Origin of the sequence: Streptococcus sp. 2022WUSS083 (genome assembly GCF_044427155.1) — a bacterium.
GTDB classification, from domain to species: Bacteria; Bacillota; Bacilli; order Lactobacillales; family Streptococcaceae; genus Streptococcus; species Streptococcus hashimotonensis.
Genome location: NZ_JAOTGK010000002.1, coordinates 246,603 through 272,006, shown reverse-complemented (window position 1 = coordinate 272,006; position 25,404 = coordinate 246,603). Strand labels below are relative to the sequence as shown.

Genomic DNA, 25,404 nt, shown 5'->3' with positions numbered 1-25,404 from the left:
ACGTCTTTCAAGCTGACATGGTTGTCCCATTTCGATAGATGCGGATATCTCCGATATTCAAAATAGAACTTGGTCGGTCGGATGCTTTAAAGGCATCAATACTCAGCCGGTTAGGCAACGTTACAATCTCCCACCCATCTGGATTGGTATATGGAGCACTTGCTAAGCGAACTTTATCACCTACCACATCAATTTGGTCAGTATCAGTACCGTTCCACGCTCGAATCCCTACAAAGCCACCGTCATTTGCATTCCAGTTGTTCCATCGATTCGAACCGATAATGGTTACACCACATGGTTTACCGTTTGATGTTCCTGTCTCAAAGGAAACCCATTGGTGGGGATATCCACTAACCTCACGAGAAATGGATGGAGAGTTGGTATAGAACTTGATGTTTCCAAGTGATAGATTGATTTTCATAGCTCCGTTGATTGCTGACAAAATGCCTCCAGAAATTTTGTTGGCCGATAGGGTCACTGACTGCACTTGGGTTATGAAGGCTGATTTGGCAAACAACTGCTTGAGGTAAGCTTCTGTAGCCATAAACTTGGTAAAGAATGCCTGGTCAACCTTTAACTTATCCGCAGTGATAGCTTCTGCTCCAATTCGAGCTGCTGAGATGATGCCTGACGTAATCTTGCCTGCATCAAGACTGGCAATCTTACCGCTCGCTATCACACCATCTTGGATATAGGTAGTGCCAGTAATTTGAACGAGTTTTCCATCAATCTTGACTGTGCCATCCTTATTAAGATTGAGCTGACTCAGGACTGTCCCTGCACTGGTCAGATTTCGAACCGACCACGCCCCTGCAAGTGTTGAAACCTGCGTTTGAATGGCATTTACTGTGGCAGTTGTTGCTCGACTTGTTTCTAGATTGCCAACTCGTGTCACAATCCCAGTAGCCGTTTGAACAACCTGACTGATTTGATTGGTGTGATCTCCAATGGTCCGAGTGTGACTGCTTACAGTATCCCGCACTTCATGAAAGTCAGTTACAGTCGTAAAGTCGTCTAATGACGGTGTCCAATAGTCTGGAAAGATATCACCAGTTGATACCATTAAGGCTCTCACATGAAACTTACCTGTCTTAACCCCATCAATTCTGACTTGAAGTTCAAAACCTTTAGAGTGTTGGTACATCTCTTGAGTGATGGTAGAGGTTAGTTTGATTAACCGATAATTGTTGCCCGTCGTCAGATTGCTGCTCCACTTATTGTAGAAAGGGTGATACAAATTCCAGTTGGTCCATGTCCAAGCATTTTGGTTATCCAAGATTGGACCTTGAAGTTTCATAGTACGAGTAGTTACAGCAGGGTCAAAAGTAATCTCATCCGCTGAGACATGAACATATAAATGCACTTTTGACCCAACATAGATACCACTACTATCTCCAAATTGCACCCTTCCTAAAGAGGCTACCCAGTTGCTTGTGGCATTTATCGTCTGATAAGGACTCCATCTATCCGAAGTACCAGCTATCAAGTTGCGATGCGAAACTGAGGTAGGGATTCTGCTTTCCGTTTGACTAATTCGCTGGGTAAAACTATCAGAGGTTGTTTTGACCAAATTCTGCACACTAGTTGTCGTTGCATAGGGTTGTAACGAACTGCTCGTAAGATAGCCACGACCCGCAATATTGGAATCAACCTGAGACTTAGTTTGGTAGCCTTTTGAGTTAATAGCAGATTCAACTTGCGTACTCGTCAGTCGTTGCTCAATTTGCCCAGCCTGTGTGCGGATAGTGGTTTCTGCATTTGCTACTCGACTAGTCAAGCTATTAAAATCCGTCTTTGCGACTTTCTGTGAGATGGCATCATTGGCAATCCGTAAATCAGCCTTGGTTTGGGTAATCTGACTAGCGTTTGTGTTGGCCTTAGCCAAGGCATTGTCAGCGGTTGTTTTTACACCTTCAAGAACTGTCTTATCAGCCTTAAGCAAAATAGATTGCTGTGTTTGTTGGATGGATGTAGTATGTCCCTCAACAGTCCGTTTCAAGTTATTAAAATCCGTTTGACTGACCTTTGAGGATACATCCGAAACTAATTGTCGAATATGGGTTTCACTACTAGAAATCTTTCCATTTGCTTCGGTTAATCTTGTAGAAACCTGCTCTACACCAGAAGCCGTTTGAGTGATGAGTGTCCGTTGGGTGGTCAATTCACCAGCTATATCTGCTGGATTTTCTGAATAACCTGTGTCTAGTGAGGTCTTTGCAACTTTCAATCCTGCCACATAGAATTTATTGCCATTTGGGATAGTACTGCCATTGTACTCTGTCCGAAATTGGAGTGAACCATCAGATAATACATGAACTGTTTTCCAGTAGCGTTTCCAGTCACTGGTGACAGAAATAATATCGTCAGACTCTCTCACTCTTGCGACTGGAGCACGATAGACACTCGAACCGGACCAAATCGCTGAAACTTTGATGGAAGAAAGTGGCTGATTTGCTTTGGCATAAAAGCTAAAAGTAATGACATCTCCTGCTTTCACAACAATATTCTGATGACTTCCGTTATAACCCGCTTGGGTCGAACGAACTACCAGTCCTCTGAAATTCTCTGTTTCAGTAAACCAATTGTTTCCTAAATGCCAGGCATTTCCTTTATTCGACCAATCACGAGTACCAGTCATCAAATTTAGGCCATCTAGGCTAGTTGGAATTTTCGCATCCACTTGACTGATTTCAGTTGTAATACGATTCCCCAATTGAGTAATCGTTGACTCTGCAGTTTCGATTCTCTGTTTTGCTTGGTTAAAATCGCTAGTCTTTACTCGCTGAGAAATTTGGTCTGCTTGCACTTGAATCATGGATTCTGCACCCGTTACTCGACCAGTCAGACTATCCACCAGTTGCTTACTCGCAAGAAGTTTTATATCTTCCTTGGTTTGTGAGAGATTGGTACTTACTGTAGCCAACTGTCCACCTAATAGTGATTTTGCTACATCAACCAATCGACTAGCTTCAGTGATAGCTTGTGATTTCGCTGTCGCAATCTTTGTCTCAGTTTGACTACGCTCCGTCGAAGTCAAGCGGTTAGCTTCTTGAATGGCATCAAGCTTGGCTTGTTCTGCCCTTCTGAGGGCTTCAGTTGCCCCAGTCTGAGCCTGTTCTGCCTTCAGTTTGGCTTCTGTGGTTAGGTTGCTATTTACACCAGCCTTCGCCAATAAATCACGAGTTGTGCGTTGCTGCTCCTCTTCATGTTGCCGCATCTGTTGGTGAATAGAACTAAGTTCATTATCAATGCTGGCCTTTAATCGATCCGCATAAACCTCCCCATGACTTTGAGCCTGTTCAATAGCGTTATCAATGGCTACTTGACGTTTCTCAAATTCTGCATCAAAGGCTTTATTGGCATTCTCAAGAGCAATTTCAACGGCAACATCCTCACTCCGCTTATTCCCATCAATGAGATTATTTGCTAGTGTAGTTATGCTCCCACCAGTTTTACCTGTGCCAATACTTGCCTTATCATCAAAAGTGATAGAGCGGTAATTCTTAGCTAAAGGATCATAATCATAAGCGATGGCTTTCTTCCTCACATCAATGCCGTGTAGCTTGCTTTTTAAAGTCACTGTATCGCCTAGATGAACAGTTTGACCATCTAACTCAAATGCCTCAATGATGATGGCGTCTTTTGGCTTATCAATTCCCTCTAAGCGAAACTTGCTACTAGCCCACTCTATTAACTCCTGTCGAGTTTTGAGATTATTATTGGTATAGGTTACTTCATTGATGAAAGGATAGGAGTTTATCAACGGACTGTCTACTGTGACTTGAAGTACAGTTTCCCTATCCTGCCCCTCTTGTTTAAAGCTTGAAGTGGCATGGATACGAGTGATAATCTGTGTACTTTCTTTGGTTCGTTGATACTTCTTCAAATTGTAGTGAGTAGAGATGACTACCCCACGGTCTTGTCCCCGCTCACCCTTTATAGTTAGGGCAAGGTTATCACGAACCAGTTCACCCTCCCAAGTTCCAAGAATAGAATGTTTACCATCCATCAGGCTGGAGTACAGCGTCTGTTCCTTGTCCGTTGTATAGGTTCTGTTCTTGACAATGTCACTGGTAAATGAAAAATCTCCCAGTGGAGACTTGCTTGCCATGACCATGCTTGATAGAGCTGTTGCACAGGGAACCTGTTCACACCTAAATTGAGATACCAACCTAGTCATGATGTCATCTGATATGTGATAGGCCACAACTTCAAGACTGGTGTCTCCTTCGATTACTTTCTTTATCCGAAACAACTGGTGTCCCAATACTGGAACTGGACTACGAACAAGGTAGTCCTCTTTTAGCTCTCGAAATAGACCGCTGTCTGTGATTGGATAGGTAAAATTCAGGACAAAATCCCCATTCAAGGTTTCTTTAACGCTTGCTTTTATAGTCTCTGGGAGTGGTTTCCCATGCCATTTTGCCGTTCGAACCGTTTTGTCTAATAATGATAGCACTCTATGCCCACCCCCAATTCATTTCTATTGTTAATGATGTGATGCCCGCACCTAAGACAACTCCAACTGAGTCATTCCTACCTGCATCTATAGAAAGAAAATCACCAGACCATTTTACAGGCTGACCTCTTTGTGTCTTAAAACTTGGCTGACTAGGATTATTATCCATAATGAGTGTTTCTTGTAATCGCTCCAAGCGGATGACATCTTCCCCAATTGTAAAGCTAGTTTCACTAGTCGAGTTGCCACTTATGGTAATCTTTGGAAAAGCGATGGCTGAACCTTGACATCGCATAACACCACTGGTTCTAAACACCTGCGAAGTCGTCGTTTTGAACCACTTGGTTGGGTGACAAGAAAAGGTAACCTTAAGCTCATACACCCCCAGCTTATCCTTTTGAACTGGAGTATGGTGAACCTTGTAACACCAAAAGCGTATGGTCTTGAAACTAGCGTTCTCAAGCCAAAATTCTTCTTTCAAAAATAGCTTCAAAAAGGAAAATAACTGTTCTTCACTAGGTTTAACAAGATAGAGTGTATAGCTCAGTTCCATGACACTTCTGCGAGGATTGGTTTGAATAACCGCTCCTGACAGACCTTGGTGTTCGATCAATTGCGTCTTACTTTCACTTACTGTGATAGAAGGGCTATCTTCCACGATTACCTTAAAAGGAAAACTAGCCGTGGACACTCCACCAATGGTTAATGCATTATGTCTAATCATGGTTTCACTCCTCTCAATCCTTGCTGACGTTGTAATTCATAAACGAGTTTCTCTCCAACCATCTCCGCAAGTCGGTGAAGGTCAGTCTCTTCTCTTACCGTATTTCCAGTAATGGTAATATGAATGGTTGGTAGATTGCTTGTCATGGTCTTTGCGATTCCTCGACCAATTGCGCCTAACGTTTGTTCATTCAAAGGCAAGACTGCTTCTTTTCCAGCCTCACCACCTACCATTAGGCTATTACCGTTTACACCAAATGCGGTTGGTTTGGTTAAAATTCCTCCTTTGGCATACCAATCAATGGAGATTCTTGGGATTCCACCCTTCAACCAATCGAGTGGATTGGCTGAACCTGACACTCGAAAATGAGGAAGAGGAATATGTGGCCATCTGATTTGGAAGTTAAAGAGATTTTTAATGGCATTGATGGCATTACTCACGGCATCTTTTGCCCCATTGATGGCATTGGAAATGGTATTCTTGACACCATTCCAAACGGATGACACCGTGCTTGAAATGCCATTCAAGACACTAGAGACCGTGTTTCGGATACTGTTCCAAATATTGGAGACTGTTGAGCCGATGTTAGATAAAATACTGGATATGGTCGATTGGATTGCTGTCCAGACGGAAAAAACAACTGAACTAATGGCGGACAGTAAGTTTGCAATGGTATTTTTGATACCTGTCCAAGCAGTTGTGATGTACTGGGCGATGAAGTTTAAAGCTAATGAAATCAGGGACTTTATTCCCTCCCAAGCCGTAGCTAGGACTTGTTTAATGGTTTCCCACGCTCCAGTCCAATCACCAGTGATAACCTGCATGACTGCCTTAATGATACCAAGCACCACATTGATGGCAGTCTCAACCACAATCTTTATCATCTCCCAAGCAGTTGTGATGATAAGTTTGATATTTTCCCAGCTTGCTTGGATGAGCGGCCCAAGAATAGTCATCACAGTTTGAATAACCGTAGTGATAGCATTCCATACCGTGGTTGCAGCATTTAGAATCAATTGCTGGTTTTCAGTCCACCATGTGGTTAGCGTTCCCCAGATGGACATAACAAAACTAGAAATCTGCTGGATGATCATGGTCAGAAAGGCATGGATACTATTCCAGATTTCCATCACAGTCGTTCGAAAGCCTTCGTGATTCGTCCAGAGTTCTTTTAACCCAACAATCAGTAAGGTAATGGCAGCTACAATACCAAAAATAATCCCCACAATCGGCAAAAATGCCGTTATCATTCCAACAACGGTTGTCCCCATAGCGGCTGCCGCAACCTGTAAGCCCAAGAAAACTGGAAGTAACATCCCTACCACGGCTAAAATACCTGTGAAGATAATGACGACTTCCTTGATGGGACTGGATAAGTTGGTAAACCAAGTCGCTAGTTGACTAACAATGTCTGCCAAACTTTGGAAGACTGGAATAAGCATCTCCAGAATCGGTTGACCGATTGCTGCTAGAGCATTAGTTCCAGACTGTCTTAAGTTACCCAGAACGTTTTCCAGTCCGTCTGATTCCCTTGCAGCTTGTCCCAAGGCTCCAGAGAGTTCATTGCCGTCCTCTACCATTTGAAGGAGGGTTAACTGCTTCTGAGCTTCTGATAGTTCATTGAAGGACTTTCCATAGAGCTTGTTCGCCGCTGCATTACGAGTGGTTTCTGTCGCAGAAATACCTAGAGCTGCGTCATTTTCATAGTTTCCTTTGAGGAAGGATTGCAGGTTTTCGGTGACTTCTTCGATGGATTTGTCGTAAAATGCTGCCCCATCAGCCGCTGCTCTGGTGGCACGAGTGGTCAGATCCAAAGCCTGAGCCGTATCCATCCCAGAGGTTTTGGCAAAGGAAGCCATCTGAGTGAAGGAGCCTTGAAGACGCTCTGGAACAATGTCCATCTCTTCCCCAATCTTATTGAGTGCATCCTTAGCAGCATTCTCCATATCCCCAAAGACGGTAGAGAATTGGGCATTGCTGGCTTGAAGTTGAGCTGCCGCAGACATGGACTCTGTTCCGACTTCGAAGATTTTCTGAGAGATGTCTGCAAGCTTCTCACTGGTCGCTTGAAGTGCCTCAGCCCGAATGGTGTCAGACATGGCTTTCATGCCATCTTGAGCACCATCGGCAGAGGATTTGGTCTCATCCATCTCGTTGTTCAGGTTATTGAGAGCGGTCTTTGCTTGATTCAACTCAGCTTCCATCTTATTGGCTTCAATGGAATTCTCACCATATTCCCTCTTTGTCAAGGCTAGTTGCTTTTCGAGATTGGAAATTTGTTTAGAAACAATTTCTGACTGTGCTCCAATCTTTTGTTGGGCTATGGCATTGCGTTCTGCTTCAGAACTATTGGATGACAAAGCACTTTCTTGTAGCTCAAATTGAGACGTGACCTTGTTCATCTCACTTGCTAACTGCCCCTGCTCCACTTGGAGTTTATCTAATTGTTGAGCCGCTGAACTACTGGCTCGACCGTGATTCTCAAGTGTTGATGACACATCAGCTAACTTAGTTTCATAGGACGTTAGCAGCCTTTGAGTAGTTTCCACCTCACGTTGAAAGGCACGGTACTGGTCTGCCCCAATATCCCCAGCCTTAAATTGAGCTTCCACCTGTGATTGGGCTTGACGGAGCGTTGCCAATTTTTCTTTGGTTGTCTCGACTTGTTTTGCCAAGACTTCCTGCTTTTGAGTAAGGAGGGTGACATTGCCTGTATCAAACTTGAGAGCCTTATCAATCTGTCTTAGTTCTTTGGTAGCTTCAGAGGCTTGTTTGTTTACACCCTTAAGTGCATCTTGTAAGGGTTGGGTATCGCCACCAATTTCAATCGTAATTCCCTTTATGTTTCCAGCCATAGTCCCTCCTTTCTACCATCAGAAATTATCAAAATCAGCTTGAGTTGCTGGGCGTGTTTGAGAAGTTTCCCGAGTACGCATCTCCACATAGTCCGTTTGGTAGTCAAGTGCCATCCCAATAGAGATATGTTTTAAATCGTCAATGGTCAATCCAGTCTCCTTACAACAGGAGAAATAGCTCTCTACTGTGAAGATTTCCTCACTCGCTGATTCTGTTTCATCTGCTTTTTTCTAGTTGACATCCCTTGGTTCAACATATTCATCAAGACCGGGGCAATATCCTGCACTGGAAATTCTTCCATCTCCATATAAAAATCCACAAATGGTTTCACTCGTGGATTGGCTGACTTTGCAAAGACCCAAAAAATCCGATGGAAAAATGTCATATCGAAATCAGACAGAATAGAAACATCAATATGATGTGCCTGTAAATCTTCTCCTTCTTCCAACTGGTCTAGCTTATCCAAGATAGCTTGACTATTGACCATAGAAAAGAGATCTTGGAAATAGTCCTTACCAAACTGCTCTTTATAAGCAATTGGAGTGTAGGCATTGGTTGCTAACTCGTAGGTCGTGCCTGCTATGGTAATACTTTCTCTCATTGCCTTCTCCCTTACTTACGAGGTTCAAAAACTGCCTTGAACCAGTTTTGACGGATCTCATCACTCGTTTCCTCCGTTGTTCGTCTACGTACAACCTTATCAAGAGGGCGAGGACTGGCAGTAAAGGTCAACTCTACCTCATTGATATCCGAACCTGACTTGGTTTTTGAACCAACAGTCGGACGAGATGCGTAACAATAATACAAAACGTGTAATGTTTCTTTTTTATCCCCTTCAAAACGGAACATTAACGCAAAATTTTTCTTTTCGCTATTTGCGATTTCTGAGATGGTATTTGTCGTCGCATCCAACTGTTCTCCGAGGACTCGAGTCAAAAATTCCTGCGTTAAAAGAGCAACTTTTAGCGTTCCTTCATAACCATCGTTTGACTCAGTAGTATAAAAATTGATATTGTCTGCCTTATAAGAACCCTTGTCGCCTGTTGGTTCTAGGGTTAATTCTGCAGCACCACGAAGGCGTTCTACATTGCCGTATGTCAACGCACCATCAGAACCTTCGCTTGTAACTTCTGCCCAATGGACATCTTGTAGTCCAAAGGTGACCTTATTCTTTTCAGCCATATTATCCTCCATGTAATGTGATGTAATAGGTTATTTGATAGAGTTTCTCAGATGAGATATAGGTCTCTACTTTTTCAAAATAAATAAGGTGGCTGTCAAATAATGACTCCACCTTTTGTTCAGTTGCTAAATCTTTCTTAGTAGTATAGAGTTCCACTTGCAGATTATTCTGCTTATGATAGGTCCAATTGTCTGCACCATGATTTTCTGATTCAGTCACTAAATAAACCAGATACGGTGGTCTTGGACGACTCCCTTCTTCAAAATGATGGTAAGCGAGGGGGAGCTGTAATTCTTTGAGAATGGAGTACATTTCGCTCAGTAACATGTCTTATCACACTCGCTTTCTCAGCTTTTCTTCTAAGGTTCGTATCGCTTGTTTCTCAACGGGAGCGATATGCTTAATTCCCTCAACTCGCCCGCCAGAGCTTTTTGCATGACCATTTTCTAATAGATGCGTCAGGCCTGGCGTTCGATTATGAATGGTTTTGGTTAGACCTGTACTGGTATCAATCGTTGCTTTACTCTTCCACCCTTTGGCATAGGAACCACTCTTTCTAGGTGACATTGCTTTCAAGGTTTCAATGGATTCATCTGTGACTTCCTCTACAACTTCACGCATCACCTCTGTTGTATCCTCAACAAATTCTGCCAGCTCATTTGCGATGGCAGTTTCTAGTGCATCTAGTTCAATTCTAGTCATAACTCTCCTCCCTAATGGCGACGATGTAAATTAGTTGTCGTGGCACTGTATCTCCATCAATCGACTCAATCTCATAGGTTTGACCACGAAATTGAATGCGAGTCGTTAAGGAATGAAGTCCAAGAATTGCCTTTTCATACCTGAGGGTGAACTGGACTTTCTCTTGATCCAGTTTCGTCACACTACCGTCCCTTTCGGTCAAGGTGAGAGGACGACAAGAGCACCACCGTTCAAATAAAGGGAGCCATGTCGAAGTTTCATTACCAATCTCATCTTGAACAATCTGTCGAACATGAAATGACAAGCGTTCTCTCAGAGGTGCAATCTTCATCAGAACACATCCTTTCGTTCAGCCAACAACAAGTGATAGAGAGTCTCCTTCAACTCCTTATGATTTGCATCTTCTCTATGTTCATAAAGATAGGCAACCCCGTATAGGATTGCCGTCTTTAGAATTTCTGAATAAGTTGATTGACGCAAAATATCTTCACAGAGTTGTTGACTGGTTTCAAGCAATTGCTCAATCAGTCCATCCTCATCATCGTGTTCCACTTTGAGATACTGTTTTGCTTCTGCTAAACTAACCATCATTACTTAGCCTTTACAGTTAGGGTCTTTACGGCTTCAGGTAGGACTAACTTACCATCCACACGTTGTGAAGCAAGAAAACCAATCTGTCCATTATTGGCATAGAGTTCATTCAGACGTTTGAAGGTCCGACCTTGACGGTCCGCAATCCAATAATATGAGAAATCACCAAATGCAATAGCCTTGTTTCCTGCTTCAGGAAGTGGGGCAAAGGTTGATGTATAGTATGGACGATTTAGAATCAAATCTGGTTGTCCAGCTTGAGTGGATGGCTGCCAGATGTAATTGCCATTATTGTCCTTGAGTTTACGGATAGCTTTGACAGTCGTATCATGTAAAATCCAAACTGCATTCTTACGATATGGTGCTGGTAGAGAATGATACAGTTCAATCATGTCATCAAAGGTAATATCCTTTGTAGCAGTCGTTGGACCTGTAACTTCTGTCTGAGTAAAGATACCTGTCGGTTTCTTAGAACCGTCACCAATCAAGAATGCCTTTTCTTCTTCCGTTCCAATTCGACGAGCAAATTCAGCAGTCATATAGGATTCAAGGTCAAAGACTGAATCGTTAAGCAACTCTTCTGAAATACGAATGGCAGTACCAATCTTATGAGAGTCTAGTGTCACCTGACCAAAGGTTTCATCTGTTTCAGGATAAAGACCATTTTCATCCATCCATGATGCTGAACCATGTCCTGTCACAACAGGAATCTTACGCTCACCGCTAGATGTTTTGATGACAGTCGCAAGGCTACGGAAGAAATTCTCTTCTTGTAATCCTTGAACCAATTTCTTCTCATACTCATCAGGAACAAGATGACCACCTTCGGTATCTTCTCCTACTCGAAGGACGTCTTTAACATCAAAGAAGTGACGCTTACGGACACTTGTCCAAAATGTCTTGGCATAGCTATCTGAAGCCACACCTTTCTTTTCCTCTTCAGAAGTCTTGTCATTCAAAACTGTAGTGGGCTGCCCAATTAGAGCCTGTGAGGCTGGTTGAGAAAGTTCAAGGTCTATCTTTTCTTGTCGCTCCAATCGAGCAATCTCTTGATTGTAGAGGTTGATTTTTGCTTCCATATCATCATAGCGTTTGGAATCTTCCTCTGATACCAGTCCGTCTTCTGAGCGAACAGAGTCAAGGAAGGTTTTTGCTTGTTGCCAAGCTTGGTTACGTTTTTCTTTCAATTCAAGTAATTTAGACATCAGTTCATTTTCCTTTCGTTATTTGAGCAAATTCAATCGTTTTTCCAACTGATTGATCGGAATTGTTTTCTTTGGTTGTTGGACTCCAAGTTTCGCCTGCATTTTGACAAGTAAATCTTGTTGGGCAGCAGTTCGACTGAAAGAATAACTCTCAGTCTCCATTCCATGTTCCTCTTGTTTGTCAAAGAGAATCTTGTCTGCAAAGCCCAGTTCAACAGCCTTTTTGGCATTGAACCAAGACTCTGAGTCCATGAGGTGTGATAGCTTGGTTCTTGAAAGTCCTGTTCTTAATTCATAGGCATTGATGATGGATTCCTTGATTTCGCCCAACATTTCAATGACCTTCTGCATATCTTTGGCTTCACCTTGTGCCACTGTCCAAGGATTGTGTATCATCATCATGGCAACCGGACTCATAGAAACTGTTGTACCTGCCATTGCAATGACACTCGCAGCACTTGCGGCTAATCCATCAATCACTACATGGACATCACCTTTGTAATCCATCAGCATGTTATAGATTTGAGCAGCCGCAAAAACATCACCCCCTGGACTATTAATCCAGAGGGTGATGTCTCCGTTTCCTGCATGTAAATCATTTTTAAATACCTGTGGTGTGACTTCATCACCAAACCAGGTCTCATCAGCAATCTGTCCTTCTATTCGAAGGGTTCGACCACTATCATCTTCTGTAAAATTCCAAAACTTTCGCATCTATTTCCTCCTCAGATTGAGTATCTTGTTCTGGCGGTGCTTGTTTCATAAAGCCACCTGCATCCTTCAGTTTCGTCATGTTTCCGTTAATCAAGTAGAGATTACCTCCTTCCTCATCTGAAAGAAGGTTTAAGTCCTCAAGTTCACGAATATCATTTGTCGAGAGCCAGCCGTTTTGTCTCCCAATCGCATAGCCATTCATTCGACTCTGATAGTCTCCACGTAGAAGACCATCCACATTGAACTTTACAAAGTAGGTTTTCTTTTCTTCAGGTAAAAAAAGAGACCTCTTGAAAGCCTGTTCGAGACGAACTACCCAAGGGTCTAAGGTATATTTAACAAATTCTAGAGATTGTTGCTCAATGTTTGAAAATGAGGATTTCTCCAAGTCACCAACCATATGAGGTGGAATGCGGTAGAGCCTTGCAATTTCATTGATTTGGAATTTTCTAGTTTGGAGAAACTGGGCTTCTTCAGGTGGAATGCCTACTTGAGTGTATTTCATCCCTTCCTCAAGAACTGCCACTTTATGGGCATTGGTTACCCCATTGTAGACTGCATTCCATGAATCTCTCACTCGTTTGGGATCCTTGAGAATACCTGGGTGTTCCAAAACACCTCCAGGATTTGCACCATTTTTAAAGAATGATGCACCATAGTTTTCCGTAGCCAATGTCATACCGATAGCATTTTTTGCAAGGGCAATTGGAGAATAACCTATCAAGCCATCAAAACCCAGACCAGGAACATGGAGAACATCCTCAGCTTTCAAAATAGCATCACCTTTTTCCTTAAAGTTTGGATTTTCCTCTGACTGACGCTTGTATTTGTAATAGAGCCTACCACTCTCATCTCGATGAACTGACATCTTATCTGGTAAAAGTGGGTAAAGACTGATAACCTGTCCACTCCTATCTCGGATAATCTGGACATAGGCATTGCCCCATATCAGTAAATGGGTCATCAAGGTTTCTCTAAAAACAAAGGATGACATCTCAGGGTTAGGTTCATCATGTAAGAGAAAATAAAGGGGATGTTCCACCTTTTTCTCCTTTCCAGTTGCCGTTCTCTCATAAACATGTATGGGTAGTGAGGCTACCGCTTCAGCTAAGATACGGACACAAGCATAAACAGCAGTCGTCTGCATAGCTTTAAACTCATCCACATTCTCCCCACTGGTCGTTCGTCCAAACAGATAGGAAAAGTCCTGGCCTTCATAACTATTCCGTGGTTTATCCCTAGCACGCTTACGTCCCAGTAAATCTAGTAGTCCCATACTTCCTCCTTTTGAGTACGAAAAAAGCACCTCGATTGAAGTACTTATCGTTTGTTCTTAGATGTTTTTCATCTCTCCTTCTTCAAGTAGATACCATGTTCTATCACTTTCTTGAAATAGATAAATGTAATCTGCCAGGGTATCCTCTGCCAATTGACTGATGTCACCGATAAAACGATGTTGCTGGGCATTCCCCTGTAAGTCATCGTGTTCGATCTTATCAAGACTATCTTCAAGCTGAATGATATCACCTTTCTGAAGTAATGCACGAATTTCTTTGCTTGATTTAAAGTGTTTCTTTAGAAGTTCCCCAGTGTATTCTGGATATCCTTCATACGCTACCTCGATTGTTTGTGCTGTATGGTTTTTAGTCAATAATCCAATCCGCGCTTTTGTTGCCATTGTCTTGTTCTCCTCTTCTTTTGTTGTGTACATATTAACTCTAAAGAGAAGTATTATCCAGTCATTTCTGCATTATTTTTGAATAAATTTTTAGCTAAAAACTCAATATTCCGCGTTCATCATAAACACTTCCTTCATCGGTTTGATGACGAATACAACGGTCCAGTCCCATAATGAGTGCTACAATACCGTCAATCTTCTCGACTGACTTTTCCTTGTCAGGCTTGATATTACCAGCAGGGTCTTGTCTCATGACTACGTTTTGTCCCATCCATTTCAGAACTGGATGCCCACCATGTTGAATCTTGCCTTCCATCATAAGTTTATAGAGTTCCTTTGATGGTGGACTCATATCCTTGTACCCTTGACCGAAAGGCACCATGGTCAAGCCCATTCCTTCTAGATTCTGAACCATCTGCGTCGCATTCCAACGGTCATAGGCTATTTCCTTGATATGATAGATTTCCGATAAGTCTTCAATAAACTTTTCGATAAACCCATAGTGAACAACATTCCCCTCTGTAGTTTTGATGTATCCCTGACGCTCCCAAACATCATATAGAACATGGTCACGTCGACATCTCAGTTCCAATGTATCTTCAGGTAGCCAAAAGAAAGGCAGAACGATATAGTTTTCCTCTTCAAATCTAGGAGGGAATACCAAAACAAAAGCCGTTATATCTGACGTACTAGAAAGGTCTAAACCTGCATAACAGCTACGACCCTTGAGACTTTCATATTGGATAGGATCATTTCCCTTCGCATAAACATGTTCTGGAATCCAAGCAACACTTGAGCTTGTCCACATATTTAGACGGAGCTGCTTAAAGACATTCTCTTCTGCAGGATTGTCAAGTGCCTGTTGGTAGGCTTCTCTCACACGGTCAATCCCAATTGTATGCCCTAGTGAAGGGTTGGCCTTGAGCCAGTTGGCTTCATCATTCCAATCATCTTCATCAGATAAACCATAAACCACAGGATAGAAAGACGTATCCTTCTTTCTACCATTCAGAATATCCAATGCTTTGGTATGTAACTCATAACAGATAGAGTTTCTATCCGTTCCAGCTGTCGTGATAATAAAAAAGAGGGGTTGTTCCCTTGCGTCTCCTGACCCCTTGGTTAATACATCATACAAATGACGATTAGGCTGAGCGTGGATTTCATCAAAGACCAAGCCAGATACGTTTAATCCATGTTTTGTCCCAGTCTCTGCAGAAAGAACTTGGTAAAACCCCGCATTAGAATAATTTACAATACGCTTGGTTGCTCCCATTATCTTTGATCGCTTTTCCAAAGGGCGACTCATCTGCACCATTTGCTTGGCTACATCAAACACGATTGACGCTTGGTTTCGGTCACAAGCGGCACCATAAACTTCTGCACTAGCTTCATTATCCGCATATAGTAGATAAAGAGCGATAGCTGCCGCTAGCTCAGACTTGCCATTCTTTTTTGGAATTTCTATATAGGCTGTTAAGAATTGGCGATTACCATCTTCCTTGACAATTCCAAATAGATCACGGACAATCTGTTCCTGCCACGGCAACAAATCAAATCGCTTTCCTGCCCACTTGCCTTTGGTGTGGGAGAGGTTATTGATAAATGTTACTGCCCTATCAGCCTTTGCCTTATCATAGTGTGAGGTTGGAAGCATGAATGGACTTGGTTCATAATGATACCTCATAAAATTCCTCCTAACAAATCTTCCATTTCATTACCAGTACCAACTTCTGAATCCATCGTTGCTAGACGGTTTCGTGCTGAAGGTGTCAAACCAAATTGTTCACAGAATTTAAGCATGATTTTGAGGTTGGTCTGACTGATAGAGACTTGAGGGACTTGTTGGAGATAGCCATTCGGAGTTTTGATAATGGAGCCATGCTTGGATAGGAACTCTTCCGCCTCCTTCCATCGAGCGTATGCTTGACAATAACCTGCAAATGCAGTCATGTCCATTTCGGTCAAAATTCCCATCTGTTCGAGAATTTTTCCCATCCGTTTCCACTCCTTCTTTGCATCATCTTCAAGCCACTGAGGGCAACGTGGGGCTTTTTGTTTGGGTTTGACTTCATTCGTAGGAAGTGGTCGCTTACCAGGATTTCCCTCAAGTATTTTCATATTCGTAGGCTTTGGTTTTCGCCCCCTGATTGCCACAGTCTCACCTCCTTTAGTGTAAGAAAAAAGAACTCAATTCGAGTTCTTTCTTACAGTTCATTAAAGTTATCAAGTACAGCCTGACAGACAGTTCTGTCAATGTCGTCCATGTTATCTATTTCGTTTCCGTATCGGTATTGGTAAATATAGTTACCATCCCGCTTGATAGTCAGTATTCTAATCCAAGCACCGTCTATATTCCTTGGGTCTGTTGTGTCTTCACGGAGAAACTCACAAACGTAATGTCTTTCTCCAACCGTTCGAGTCATTATTTCCCACATCTTACTTTACCTTTTCCACGATATCTATTCCATACAAAACATTCAGACAACTGCCGTTTTCCCACTTAACTAAGAGTGAACCAATGTCATCCACTCCAATAACTGTACCAAGTGTTCCTTTAGGAACTGGATGTGGATCATCCATTTTTACTAATCTAACCTTTGTACCGACCGGATAGATTGTCTTTAGGTTGTCGAAAATTTTTGCGTCCATGTTATTCTCCAAACATATCGAATGCCCACTTGACAGCGTGACCAAGATCCGTAACAATTATTGATTCCTTGTATATTAGGTTAAGTCGGCATTCAAATATTTCAAATTCTTCAAGGCTATCAACGATTTCGTAAATCTCAACTACTGTTTCTTTGTTTCCTTTGGATGCAACGATGACCCAATCTTTGTAAGGAATGATGCTTGCGGTTGCTGGATAGATTTCGTAAAGTTTTTCAAGTGTTGTTGTCATAGTTTTGTTCTCCTCTTCTTTTGTTGTGTACATATTAACTCTAAAGGAGACTTATATCCAGTCATTTCTCGATTATTTTGAAGATATTTTCGATAATTCTTCACTTGCTAGAATGGCACATCCAATGGCATAGACAACTGTTACAGTCACTCCATTTCCAGCTTGTTTATATAGCTGAGCATCCGAGTTCACCGCCTGAGCTTTCTCGAATAAATCATCCGAAAAACCTTGTAGTCGAAAACATTCTCTAGGGGTTAAACGTCTAATTTTCACCACTCGATCATTCCAAACCACAGCACCCATTTGACCACCACAGGAGAGGTTATGGGCGATTCCTCTCCCAACTCTTGCTCGCCTCGTTGGAGAGTTGGGATAAGATAAATCCACTGAATCTCCAACCTTAGCAACTTGATAACCTTGCTTTGTACCATTTCTGACCTTGATACCTTCAAGAACACCATGGCGGTCTTGAGAGGTCAATGTGAACATTGGCTCATCCTGTTCCTTGAGCCTACGTCCATTTTGACGCTTATTGATTCGATTGGGTGTCAGAATAGGTTGAATTTCGAGTACTCCAGAATTCATAGCCGTCCGCTTTGTAGCTCCAGCAGTATATCGTGCAGTGATACAACGTGCCTCATCTGTCAACTTTGGTTCTGTCAAAGATTGGTCAATCAAATAAAGACCAGTCTTAGCTCCCAGTCCACCACCCGCACCAACAAGGGTTGTGGCAATTCCACTAGGGTCGTAGACACGATAGCTTTGCATACCACCTACAAGTTGCTTAAGATGGCTACCGCTTTCTCCGCTGATAGGTAGTACTTTTCGTCGACCTCTACTTCTAAGATGTCCGATAGTGTAGATGCGTTCTCGATTTTGGGGAACTCCGTAGTCTTTTGAATTGAACACTTGCCACTCAAGGTCGTACCCTGCTTCATCCAGGATAGAGAGATAGTCGAGATAATCTCGTCCCCCGCCACTTGATAAAAGTCCCTTAACATTTTCAAGGAGTATCCACTCGGGTTTATCTTCTTCCTCTTGGCTTTGGATGATGTCAACAAATGTAAAAAAGAGTCCACTTCGCTCACCGTATAGGCCTGCTCGCTTTCCTGCGATAGACACATTTTGACAAGGGCTTCCCGCACACCAGAGATCTGCTTTTGGAAGTTGTGTTGGATCAATGCTTGTGATGTCGTCATGAAACCATTCTCCTTTCGTGTCATACATTGCTTCATAAGATTTTCGTGCAAACTTATCCTTTTCACAGTAACCGATACATTTGAAACCTGCTAGTTCCAAACCACGACGAAAACCACCCACTCCTGCGAAGAAGTCAAGAAAGGTTAAGGTCATACCGTCTCCTCCATCATTGAATAGGCTTCATCAAAGGTCAAAGTCTGTCCATCGCGCAATACCGTCACGTTGTCATTTCCTGTTGACTCTACATAACGTTTGACAATAACATCCACAAATTTTTCATCCAACTCAATGCCGTAACAAACCCGACCTGTTTGGTCTGCGGCCATTAGGGTTGATCCAGAACCAAGGAATGGATCAAGAACAATTGTCCCACGCATGGATGAATTTTGAATAGGATAGGCCATGAGCGGAATTGGTTTCATTGTTGGGTGGTCTTTACTAGATTTTGGACGGTCATATTCCCAAATGGTTGTTTGTTTACGGTCACTGAACCATTGATGTTTTCCCTTTTGTTTCCAGCCATAAAGACAGTTATGAGTAACAATTCCATCTGCAATATAATGTTCATATTTTTCAACAGCAAGAGAATAAACAGGTCCACTGAATCCTTTTGTAAGAACCTCATCAATTACGCCCCAGTAAAAATTTTCTCTCGTTTCCTTTTCATAAGTTTTTGGAATTGGAACTTGCATAATTTGAGGGATCAGATTACAAGCATTGATGCGAGCAGTTACTCGTTTACTAAATGCCTCATGTCCATTTCCTTTGTGAATGAGTGGGTATTTGATATTTCGACCATAGTCAACAAGCAAACGTCTAGCATTATCTAATTGAATTTGGCTATCCAAGTTATCATAAATCATATCGACATGATGAGATGTGCGTTGAGTTTCTTTCTTTGGAAGTCCTCTATCCATTTCCCAATGAGTATAAGGAATACCGTACTTGAGGGCTAATAACTGTTCGTGGCACTGGGCTGTTACTTTATCATCAAATACATCAATGACCCAAGCCTCTTCACCTTTCTCTCCACGAAGTCTCGTTTTCAAACCAAATCCCCTCGAGTTATAGAGTTCAGTAATCCCTACACGCCAACGGTCTCCTTTACGCATAAGATAGGTACAATAATTGTTTTTTGTTGATTCATTAAAACGAACCGAAAACTGATGGTTATCCGTAGCCCACGTTATTTTATTTCCAATTTTTATACCGTATAAGGTGCCATTATAATATCGAGAAGCTGTTTTTATCTCATAGCCACCATTACGCATCCCCAGAATTGTTCCTGAATAGGAATTGTAACTAATGACCCTATCACCATCCTTTAAGTCTTCTATTGGAACGGGACCATTTATAGTTTGAACAATCGTACCTGCTGGCTGACATGGTTCATGTTGCCACTGATAGGGACTACGTCCAAGAACTAAGGAGTTCTTCTTCCAAATGCAACACCCACTGAGGTAGAATCCCGCCTCTTTAAATGCCTTTCGGAAGTTCAGTCCTTCTGTATCCGCATGGAATACATAGATTGAACCATCAGACTCCATATGTTTTTCTACTTGAGTGAACATATCAAAAAGAAACTGGTAAAAGTCACTATCAGGCATATTGTCATTGAGAATCTTTCCAGCTGTTTCTTCTACATCAACATTATAGGGAGGGTCTGTCACAACCAAATTTGCCTTTTTATCACCTAAAAGTTGGTCATAAGTTTCAGCTTTCGTAGAGTCTCCACAAATCACTCGATGCTTACCAAGTTGCCAAATGTCCCCTCGTTTTGAAAAGGTGGGTTTCTTCAATTCCTCTTCAACATCAAAGTCATCATCTGATAGGTCTTTATCATGAACATTCGACAGGATATCGTCAATTTCTGGTGGTTCAAAACCAGTCAGGTCGAGATTGAAATCCGATTCCTGTAAATCCAAAAGCAAGTCCGCCAAAAGTTGGTCGTCCCATTGACCGGTGATTTTGTTAAGGGCAATGTTCAGTGCCTTTTCATCTTCTTTGGATAAATCGACAATGACACATTTGGCGGTTTCATAGTCTAAGTCCTTCAATACAGTTAATCGTTGATGGCCACCAATTACCGTCAAGTCTTTATTGACGATGATGGGGTCAACGTAGCCAAACTTGAGTAGACTTTGCTTAATCTTTTCATACTCCTTGTCACCCTTTTTGAGTTTTTTCCGAGGATTGTAAGAGGCTGGGTGTAGTTCAGATAATCGAATCTCTCTAATTTCCATTGTTGGTTGGCTTGTCATTGGTTTCTCCTTTATAAAAGCGTGATTGAATGTAACACGAATGGCTACAAAATTTCCTATTTGGATTGGCATAAGATAAAAATGACCTGCCACATTGCTGGCAAGTCAAATCTTCATATGCAGTTTTTGATTTGTCGTGTTCGTCAGAATGAGTGGCCCACCAGACTTTACGACATTTATCCGAACAGAACTTCTTTGGTCTTCCTATTTTATGAATTTTAAGTGTTTGATAACACTGTGGGCAACGGAGTCCGTCATTCTGGTCGGCTTTTGCCATTTGCTTTGTCGCCGCTCCATGACCAAGCAATGCTGGATTTCGTTTACAGTATTTTTTAACAGAATCTCTAGACAGTCCTGTAGCCTTACCGATTAAGCCATAGCCAAGACCTTCTGCTCGCATTTTCCAGATTTGTTTGCGTTGACTTTCGTCCATTTGTTTTCCTTTCCAGCAAAAAAGGACTAAAAACAACTATTTTCTACATTGTTTCTAGCCTTTTTCACTATTTTATTACCAAAATGACATACTTGGGAACGCTACATCCCCACATTAGAAACGTGATAACGGTGGGAAGGAACGTCAAAATGAAGCGATTTTAATGTACCCGCTTGCGAATTTTGCGAAATTGCACGTTTGAGGGGGCGTCGGTCTTAGTCTCCCAAGGGTTTAGAGATTCCATCCCCCCTCCCCCAAAGGGTTAAAAATTGGATACTATTGTAACGAAACTCCAAGACTAAAATCGATACGTATACTCCACATATCGGTCAGTCGTCATGGTCTTCCTATCATGACAAGACTTACAAAGTGCTTGCCAGTTTGATTGATTCCAAAAGAGTTCTTGGTCACCTCGGTGGGGTGTGATATGGTCAACCACTGTTGCTTTGGTTAATCGACCTTTGACTTTACATTCAACACAGAGTGGATGAACTTTTAAGTAACGAAGTCGTGCTTTATTCCACTGGGCATTGTATCCTTTGGCTTTGGTTGACTTGGCATCCAGTTGATGGTTTCCCTTATGGTTGTCACAATACTTGTGACCATAGGATACTAAGTTAGGACAACCATTTTGTTTACAAGGTGTGCTTGGTCTTCTTGGCATTTTACTTCTCCCAAGGAAGATTTTCTTTCGTGAAATGTCCGAAGCAAGATGTTTTGGTGTAGTCTACATTCAAGAGATGAAGTTCCTTAATGATACCTCGTGGTGTTAAATCATATCGCTCACGAATCATTCCTTCCAGTTGTTTTGTGGTGTAGCGACTGGTACCAAAGGTTTCTACATACACCGACACAGGTTCTGCAACTCCAATGGCGTAGGCTAATTGTACTTCACATCGTTTCGCATAGCCTTCTCTAACAATATCCTTTGCAATCTTTCGTGCCATGTAGGCACCGGATCTGTCCACCTTGCTTGGGTCTTTTCCAGAGAAGGCACCTCCACCATGATGTGCGAAACCACCGTAGGTATCCGCCACAATCTTACGTCCAGTCACTCCTGCATCCGCAAATGAGCCACCAAGAACAAATCGACCAGTTGGATTGACTAGAACGTTGAAATCTAGATTCTGACGGTAACGAAGAGCTACAGCCATCATAGCTTCAGTCACAATTCGTTTCACTTTGGCAAGGTCAGCCGTTTCGGTATGTTGGATGGAAACTAAAAATGTATCAATTCGATTCTTCTCATAGTCGTAGGATACCTGTGCTTTTGCATCCTTTCCAAGTAAGGGGTGACCGAGTGACATCAGTTTCTCAAGGACTCGAGTTGCTAAGACATAAGGAAGTGGCAGGTACTCAGGTGTTTCATCTGTCGCATAACCAAACATCATTCCTTGGTCACCAGCACCACCATTATCAACACCTTGGGCAATATCAGAACTTTGGAGTCCAAGTAGGTTAGTTACCCGAACATTCTTCAAACCAAGTGGCTCGACAACCTGGCGTACAATGTCCTCGAGATTAAAGAAATGTCTTGTCGAAATTTCACCAGCTACTACAATATGGTTATCCTTTATTAAAGTCTCAACTGCCACTCGACTTGATTTGTCATACTTGAGACACTCCGTCACAATAGCATCTGAAATCTGGTCACAGATTTTATCTGGGTGTCCAACCGACACTTGTTCACTAGTAATAATCATAATTCCTCCACGCAAAAAGCCCAACCCTCGGGCTAGGCTTTGGTTTATTTTACTGATTGTCGGCCTGCTTCGTAGGCTCTCTCCAATGCTCTTTTGATTCCCCAAACCGAAACATCGTAGAAATCGAGGTTGTCACTCCAACGTTTTTCCAAGGTTTCAACTAGTAGTTCTTCTTTAGCAATCTCTGTTAAAAGTGCATTGAGTTTTTCTTCTTGGCGTTTTGTCATTGTATTGTTCTCCTCTTCTTTTGTTGTGTACATATTAACTCTAAAAAGGAGATATATCCAGTCATTACTGGATATTTTTTATCTTTTTTGACACTTACAATTCTACCACAAATTTTGACAAAGTGAGGTCAATGTTAGGTCACACTTAGTGCAGGGGTAGGTTACTGGTAGGTCAAGGGTAGGTCAGGGAGAGGTTACTTTTCCAAAGAAAATCCCATTTTCATATACACTTCCCTAACATGGTCTAAGACCTTACGACGCCAATTTCTAACAGTACTTCGACTAATATGAAACTCTCTCATCAAACTATCCCAATTACTATCTGTCTTAAGCATGGATTGCGCAAAATCATACAAATCTCCCTTTAGAAATTTTAAAGCCATCTCAAAATTATCAAGGTCATTAGCCAATCGGATATACCGTTGCGATAAATCCGCCAATTGTTCCTCATTTTCCTGTATCATCTTCTCACGAAAATTCAGCGCAATCATCTCTGACCGTTGATTAGTTGGTGTACTTTTAACTCTAGGTTCATCATATTTTTCAAAAACGAGTGAACCAATAACCTCATTTTCTGTCACTGGTTTGAAATGTTCCAAACGATACTTTAACATCTCCAAGTCACTTTTGAGTTCATTGTAATTCGTCAGTATGTGCTCTGCCTTATCCATCTGCCCCTCCTACTTGTGCTTTAACAGCTGCAATCAGCCGTTCTTGTTGTGCATCTTTGTTTTCTAATGCCTTAAGGATTTCCTCATCAATCGTTCCTTCAGTTACAATGTGTTGGATAACAACAGTCTCAGCCTCCTGACCTTGTCGCCACAGACGAGCATTGGTTTGTTGGTATAGTTCCAAAGACCACGTTAAACCAAACCAGACCAAGTTGTGACCACCTTTTTGGAGGTTCAAACCATGACCTGCTCCAGCTGGATGAAGTAAGCCAACTGGTACATTGCCCTTGTTCCATTCACGAATATCTTCTTCTGTTTTCAATACCCGACACTTTACCTTGAGTTTTTCTAAACGACCTATAATCCGAGTCAAGTCATGTTTGAACCAATAGGCAACTAAAACCGGCTCTCCATTTGCGGATTCAAGGATATCTTCAAGGGCATCTAGTTTTTGTTCATGAAGTGGCACGACTGTATGATCATCAGAATATACAGCACCATTAGATAACTGAACTAACTTGTTCGTAAGGCTTGCAGCATTTGCGGCAGTTACTTCTAGTCCATCTAACTCTGACAATACATACTCTTTCTTAAACTGACTGTACTTTTCTTTTTCCTTTTCTGACATACGCACCAGTTTCTTGGTTGAAATCAATTCAGGCATATCCAGATAGTCTAATGCTTTCATGGAAATGGTAATATCACTAATCTTGTCTTGAATTTGACACTCCGCATAGTCCATGGGGATGTATTCATAGACAATGTTTCCGTTGCGACGACCTTCTTCAAAGTAGCGACTACGAAACTCACCGATGAAGCGACCAAGACGTTCTCCTCCGTCAATGACTTTAAACTCTGCGAACAAGTCCATCAGTCCATTCGAGCTTGGTGTTCCTGTTAGTCCAACCACTCGCTTCATGTAAGGTCGCATTGCCATAAAGGCTTTGAAGCGTTTGGACTGCCATGACTTGAAGGAACTCAATTCATCAATCACCACCATATCCCACTTGAAATAGGGACTGCATTGTTCCACCAACCAAGGGAGGTTTTCACGATTGACGATATAGATATCCGCATCTTTCTGAAGAGCTACTTTTCGTTGCTTGGGAGTTCCCACAATTTTCGAATACCGTAAGTGACGCAACTCCGCCCATTGCTCAATCTCGTCACTCCAGACCGTGTTTGCAACACGAAGTGGGGCAATGACCAAAACCTTTGTCACCTCAAACCGATCAAACATCAACTCGTTCACTGCAGACAAGGTTGTAGCTGTCTTTCCCATCCCCATGTCTAGGATGACTGCTGCATAAGGGTGACCTATGATGAAGTCCTTGGCGACTACCTGATAGTTATGTAATGTCAATTTCATCTAGCACCTCTCCAATCATCTCAATTCGGTCAATAACGTAAACCTTGAAACCTAACCGCTCGAACAGTTTATGCCTTGACACTTGCAACATCCTTGGCTTTTGGTCAGGAGCTTTTACTTCCACCAAGCCAAACTTGCCATTGGGTAAAAACACCAAGCGATCTGGCACACCAGAAAAGGATGGTGATACCCACTTAGGACAAATCCCTCCACGCTTTTTCACTTCAATTACTAACTTCTGTTCAACAATTTTTTCTCTCATAACTGATCCTTTCGTCAAAACATCGCCAAGGTAAAAGTGCAGGTCAAGGTAGTCAGTTCCTTAACTTTCCTATATATTTTTTTATTCTTTTTATTTTTTCTTATATACAAGTTATAGAAATGACCTTCTAGACCTGCACTTTGAAAATCCCCTATGGCAACTTTTGTATGTGACCTTCTAGACCTGCACTTTTGACCATTAATGCAGGTCGTGACAATCCATTTCAAAACTCTCTACAGTTTTCAAAAAGAATAAAAATAAGAT

The 25,404-nt window shown here is 42.1% G+C and carries 27 protein-coding genes and 3 pseudogenes; all 30 read right to left on the bottom strand.

Annotation, left to right across the window (positions count from 1 at the left end; genetic code table 11):
* Nucleotides 1-7 precede the first annotated feature (7 nt).
* On the bottom strand, nucleotides 8-4,459 hold the full coding sequence (locus ODU41_RS03345) for a phage tail spike protein (RefSeq protein ID WP_398578647.1): 4,452 nt from the start codon (nucleotides 4,457-4,459) through the stop codon (nucleotides 8-10).
* A gap of 1 nt (nucleotide 4,460) precedes the next feature.
* Entirely contained in the window at nucleotides 4,461-5,183 is a 723-nt protein-coding gene (locus ODU41_RS03340; protein ID WP_014638107.1) for a phage tail protein, read from the bottom strand.
* Nucleotides 5,180-8,038 carry a phage tail tape measure protein gene (locus tag ODU41_RS03335; protein ID WP_398578646.1) on the bottom strand — a complete coding sequence of 953 codons (2,859 nt, stop codon included), beginning with the start codon at nucleotides 8,036-8,038 and terminating at the stop codon, nucleotides 5,180-5,182. The genes ODU41_RS03340 and ODU41_RS03335 overlap by 4 nt, the downstream gene beginning before the upstream one ends.
* Before the next feature lie 18 nt (nucleotides 8,039-8,056).
* Nucleotides 8,057-8,188, bottom strand: a complete 132-nt coding sequence (locus ODU41_RS03330) for a hypothetical protein (protein WP_014638109.1) — start codon at nucleotides 8,186-8,188, stop codon at nucleotides 8,057-8,059.
* A 32-nt stretch (nucleotides 8,189-8,220) separates the two neighbouring features.
* Nucleotides 8,221-8,640 (bottom strand): hypothetical protein, encoded by a 420-nt coding sequence (locus tag ODU41_RS03325; protein WP_114866577.1) that lies wholly within the window; start codon nucleotides 8,638-8,640, stop codon nucleotides 8,221-8,223.
* An 11-nt stretch (nucleotides 8,641-8,651) separates the two neighbouring features.
* A complete protein-coding gene (locus ODU41_RS03320; RefSeq protein WP_024376948.1) occupies nucleotides 8,652-9,221 on the bottom strand; it encodes a major tail protein in 570 nt (189 codons plus the stop codon).
* Between the two features lies 1 nt (nucleotide 9,222).
* Nucleotides 9,223-9,549 carry a hypothetical protein gene (locus ODU41_RS03315; protein WP_044688770.1) on the bottom strand — a complete coding sequence of 109 codons (327 nt, stop codon included), beginning with the start codon at nucleotides 9,547-9,549 and terminating at the stop codon, nucleotides 9,223-9,225.
* A 6-nt stretch (nucleotides 9,550-9,555) separates the two neighbouring features.
* The gene (locus tag ODU41_RS03310) at nucleotides 9,556-9,924 is read right to left on the bottom strand and encodes an HK97 gp10 family phage protein (RefSeq protein WP_044688771.1); all 369 of its coding nucleotides are present in this window, start codon (nucleotides 9,922-9,924) and stop codon (nucleotides 9,556-9,558) included.
* Nucleotides 9,917-10,255: a head-tail adaptor protein gene (locus ODU41_RS03305; RefSeq protein ID WP_099809781.1), complete on the bottom strand. Its 339-nt coding sequence runs from the start codon at nucleotides 10,253-10,255 to the stop codon at nucleotides 9,917-9,919. The genes ODU41_RS03310 and ODU41_RS03305 overlap by 8 nt, the downstream gene beginning before the upstream one ends.
* On the bottom strand, nucleotides 10,255-10,512 hold the full coding sequence (locus tag ODU41_RS03300) for a head-tail connector protein (protein WP_162841135.1): 258 nt from the start codon (nucleotides 10,510-10,512) through the stop codon (nucleotides 10,255-10,257). The genes ODU41_RS03305 and ODU41_RS03300 overlap by 1 nt, the downstream gene beginning before the upstream one ends.
* A gap of 2 nt (nucleotides 10,513-10,514) precedes the next feature.
* Nucleotides 10,515-11,720, bottom strand: coding sequence for a phage major capsid protein (locus tag ODU41_RS03295; protein WP_398578645.1), 1,206 nt, complete (start codon nucleotides 11,718-11,720; stop codon nucleotides 10,515-10,517).
* Nucleotides 11,721-11,738: 18 nt separating this feature from the next.
* On the bottom strand, nucleotides 11,739-12,434 hold the full coding sequence (locus ODU41_RS03290) for a head maturation protease, ClpP-related (RefSeq protein ID WP_174854331.1): 696 nt from the start codon (nucleotides 12,432-12,434) through the stop codon (nucleotides 11,739-11,741).
* Nucleotides 12,403-13,710, bottom strand: coding sequence for a phage portal protein (locus ODU41_RS03285; protein WP_398578644.1), 1,308 nt, complete (start codon nucleotides 13,708-13,710; stop codon nucleotides 12,403-12,405). The genes ODU41_RS03290 and ODU41_RS03285 overlap by 32 nt, the downstream gene beginning before the upstream one ends.
* Nucleotides 13,711-13,767: 57 nt before the next feature.
* Nucleotides 13,768-14,112 (bottom strand): hypothetical protein, encoded by a 345-nt coding sequence (locus tag ODU41_RS03280; protein WP_014636338.1) that lies wholly within the window; start codon nucleotides 14,110-14,112, stop codon nucleotides 13,768-13,770.
* A 94-nt stretch (nucleotides 14,113-14,206) separates the two neighbouring features.
* Entirely contained in the window at nucleotides 14,207-15,799 is a 1,593-nt protein-coding gene (locus ODU41_RS03275) for a terminase large subunit (RefSeq protein WP_105182483.1), read from the bottom strand.
* Nucleotides 15,796-16,269, bottom strand: a complete 474-nt coding sequence (locus ODU41_RS03270; RefSeq protein ID WP_024376938.1) for a phage terminase small subunit P27 family — start codon at nucleotides 16,267-16,269, stop codon at nucleotides 15,796-15,798. Before ODU41_RS03270 ends, ODU41_RS03275 begins: the two co-directional genes overlap by 4 nt.
* A 50-nt stretch (nucleotides 16,270-16,319) precedes the next feature.
* Complete coding sequence (locus tag ODU41_RS03265; protein WP_398578643.1) at nucleotides 16,320-16,550, bottom strand: hypothetical protein; 231 nt, start codon at nucleotides 16,548-16,550, stop codon at nucleotides 16,320-16,322.
* Between the two features lies 1 nt (nucleotide 16,551).
* Nucleotides 16,552-16,764, bottom strand: a complete 213-nt coding sequence (locus tag ODU41_RS03260) for a DUF4314 domain-containing protein (RefSeq protein ID WP_099809787.1) — start codon at nucleotides 16,762-16,764, stop codon at nucleotides 16,552-16,554.
* Nucleotide 16,765: 1 nt separating this feature from the next.
* Entirely contained in the window at nucleotides 16,766-17,014 is a 249-nt protein-coding gene (locus ODU41_RS03255) for a hypothetical protein (protein ID WP_238711445.1), read from the bottom strand.
* Nucleotides 17,015-17,086: 72 nt separating this feature from the next.
* Nucleotides 17,087-18,367 (bottom strand): DNA cytosine methyltransferase, encoded by a 1,281-nt coding sequence (locus ODU41_RS03250; protein ID WP_398578641.1) that lies wholly within the window; start codon nucleotides 18,365-18,367, stop codon nucleotides 17,087-17,089.
* Nucleotides 18,364-18,744, bottom strand: a pseudogene (locus tag ODU41_RS03245) (DNA-methyltransferase); the annotation flags it as partial. The pseudogene ODU41_RS03245 and the gene ODU41_RS03250, both read right to left, overlap by 4 nt.
* Before the next feature lie 3 nt (nucleotides 18,745-18,747).
* Nucleotides 18,748-18,906 (bottom strand): annotated as a pseudogene (locus tag ODU41_RS03240) (hypothetical protein); the annotation flags it as partial.
* Nucleotides 18,907-19,596: 690 nt separating this feature from the next.
* Nucleotides 19,597-20,475: pseudogene (locus ODU41_RS03235) on the bottom strand (ParB N-terminal domain-containing protein); the annotation flags it as partial.
* On the bottom strand, nucleotides 20,447-20,908 hold the full coding sequence (locus ODU41_RS03230) for a hypothetical protein (protein WP_014638126.1): 462 nt from the start codon (nucleotides 20,906-20,908) through the stop codon (nucleotides 20,447-20,449). The pseudogene ODU41_RS03235 and the gene ODU41_RS03230, both read right to left, overlap by 29 nt.
* Before the next feature lie 298 nt (nucleotides 20,909-21,206).
* On the bottom strand, nucleotides 21,207-21,572 hold the full coding sequence (locus ODU41_RS03225; RefSeq protein WP_029185059.1) for an HNH endonuclease: 366 nt from the start codon (nucleotides 21,570-21,572) through the stop codon (nucleotides 21,207-21,209).
* A 1-nt stretch (nucleotide 21,573) separates the two neighbouring features.
* The gene (metK, locus tag ODU41_RS03220; RefSeq protein WP_394733876.1) at nucleotides 21,574-22,611 is read right to left on the bottom strand and encodes a methionine adenosyltransferase; all 1,038 of its coding nucleotides are present in this window, start codon (nucleotides 22,609-22,611) and stop codon (nucleotides 21,574-21,576) included.
* 44 nt (nucleotides 22,612-22,655) lie between these two features.
* Nucleotides 22,656-22,838 (bottom strand): DUF6900 domain-containing protein, encoded by a 183-nt coding sequence (locus ODU41_RS03215; protein ID WP_014638129.1) that lies wholly within the window; start codon nucleotides 22,836-22,838, stop codon nucleotides 22,656-22,658.
* 194 nt (nucleotides 22,839-23,032) lie between these two features.
* Complete coding sequence (locus ODU41_RS03210) at nucleotides 23,033-23,509, bottom strand: hypothetical protein (RefSeq protein WP_125065244.1); 477 nt, start codon at nucleotides 23,507-23,509, stop codon at nucleotides 23,033-23,035.
* On the bottom strand, nucleotides 23,502-24,878 hold the full coding sequence (locus ODU41_RS03205; protein ID WP_394733877.1) for an SNF2-related protein: 1,377 nt from the start codon (nucleotides 24,876-24,878) through the stop codon (nucleotides 23,502-23,504). The genes ODU41_RS03210 and ODU41_RS03205 overlap by 8 nt, the downstream gene beginning before the upstream one ends.
* The gene (locus tag ODU41_RS03200) at nucleotides 24,859-25,140 is read right to left on the bottom strand and encodes a VRR-NUC domain-containing protein (RefSeq protein ID WP_024411454.1); all 282 of its coding nucleotides are present in this window, start codon (nucleotides 25,138-25,140) and stop codon (nucleotides 24,859-24,861) included. Before ODU41_RS03200 ends, ODU41_RS03205 begins: the two co-directional genes overlap by 20 nt.
* Nucleotides 25,141-25,404: the final 264 nt, after the last annotated feature.

Excerpts from the sequence above, each read along its gene's own strand:
- ODU41_RS03310 (WP_044688771.1), bottom strand. The coding sequence starts at position 9,924 with ATGACTAGAATTGAACTAGATGCACTAGAAACTGCCATCGCAAATGAG.
- ODU41_RS03200 (WP_024411454.1), bottom strand. The coding sequence starts at position 25,140 with ATGAGAGAAAAAATTGTTGAACAGAAGTTAGTAATTGAAGTGAAAAAG.
- ODU41_RS03265 (WP_398578643.1), bottom strand. The coding sequence starts at position 16,550 with ATGTGGGAAATAATGACTCGAACGGTTGGAGAAAGACATTACGTTTGT.
- ODU41_RS03320 (WP_024376948.1), bottom strand. The coding sequence starts at position 9,221 with ATGGCTGAAAAGAATAAGGTCACCTTTGGACTACAAGATGTCCATTGG.
- ODU41_RS03275 (WP_105182483.1), bottom strand. The coding sequence starts at position 15,799 with ATGAGGTATCATTATGAACCAAGTCCATTCATGCTTCCAACCTCACAC.
- ODU41_RS03255 (WP_238711445.1), bottom strand. The coding sequence starts at position 17,014 with ATGACAACAACACTTGAAAAACTTTACGAAATCTATCCAGCAACCGCA.
- ODU41_RS03280 (WP_014636338.1), bottom strand. The coding sequence starts at position 14,112 with ATGGCAACAAAAGCGCGGATTGGATTATTGACTAAAAACCATACAGCA.
- ODU41_RS03250 (WP_398578641.1), bottom strand. The coding sequence starts at position 18,367 with ATGACCTTAACCTTTCTTGACTTCTTCGCAGGAGTGGGTGGTTTTCGT.
- ODU41_RS03290 (WP_174854331.1), bottom strand. The coding sequence starts at position 12,434 with ATGCGAAAGTTTTGGAATTTTACAGAAGATGATAGTGGTCGAACCCTT.
- ODU41_RS03305 (WP_099809781.1), bottom strand. The coding sequence starts at position 10,255 with ATGAAGATTGCACCTCTGAGAGAACGCTTGTCATTTCATGTTCGACAG.
- ODU41_RS03260 (WP_099809787.1), bottom strand. The coding sequence starts at position 16,764 with ATGGACGCAAAAATTTTCGACAACCTAAAGACAATCTATCCGGTCGGT.
- ODU41_RS03210 (WP_125065244.1), bottom strand. The coding sequence starts at position 23,509 with ATGGATAAGGCAGAGCACATACTGACGAATTACAATGAACTCAAAAGT.
- ODU41_RS03215 (WP_014638129.1), bottom strand. The coding sequence starts at position 22,838 with ATGACAAAACGCCAAGAAGAAAAACTCAATGCACTTTTAACAGAGATT.
- ODU41_RS03295 (WP_398578645.1), bottom strand. The coding sequence starts at position 11,720 with ATGTCTAAATTACTTGAATTGAAAGAAAAACGTAACCAAGCTTGGCAA.
- ODU41_RS03340 (WP_014638107.1), bottom strand. The coding sequence starts at position 5,183 with ATGATTAGACATAATGCATTAACCATTGGTGGAGTGTCCACGGCTAGT.
- ODU41_RS03230 (WP_014638126.1), bottom strand. The coding sequence starts at position 20,908 with ATGGACGAAAGTCAACGCAAACAAATCTGGAAAATGCGAGCAGAAGGT.
- ODU41_RS03285 (WP_398578644.1), bottom strand. The coding sequence starts at position 13,710 with ATGGGACTACTAGATTTACTGGGACGTAAGCGTGCTAGGGATAAACCA.
- ODU41_RS03315 (WP_044688770.1), bottom strand. The coding sequence starts at position 9,549 with ATGTTACTGAGCGAAATGTACTCCATTCTCAAAGAATTACAGCTCCCC.
- metK (WP_394733876.1), bottom strand. The coding sequence starts at position 22,611 with ATGATTATTACTAGTGAACAAGTGTCGGTTGGACACCCAGATAAAATC.
- ODU41_RS03300 (WP_162841135.1), bottom strand. The coding sequence starts at position 10,512 with ATGGTTAGTTTAGCAGAAGCAAAACAGTATCTCAAAGTGGAACACGAT.
- ODU41_RS03325 (WP_114866577.1), bottom strand. The coding sequence starts at position 8,640 with ATGAGAGAAAGTATTACCATAGCAGGCACGACCTACGAGTTAGCAACC.
- ODU41_RS03335 (WP_398578646.1), bottom strand. The coding sequence starts at position 8,038 with ATGGCTGGAAACATAAAGGGAATTACGATTGAAATTGGTGGCGATACC.
- ODU41_RS03205 (WP_394733877.1), bottom strand. The coding sequence starts at position 24,878 with ATGAAATTGACATTACATAACTATCAGGTAGTCGCCAAGGACTTCATC.
- ODU41_RS03225 (WP_029185059.1), bottom strand. The coding sequence starts at position 21,572 with ATGCCAAGAAGACCAAGCACACCTTGTAAACAAAATGGTTGTCCTAAC.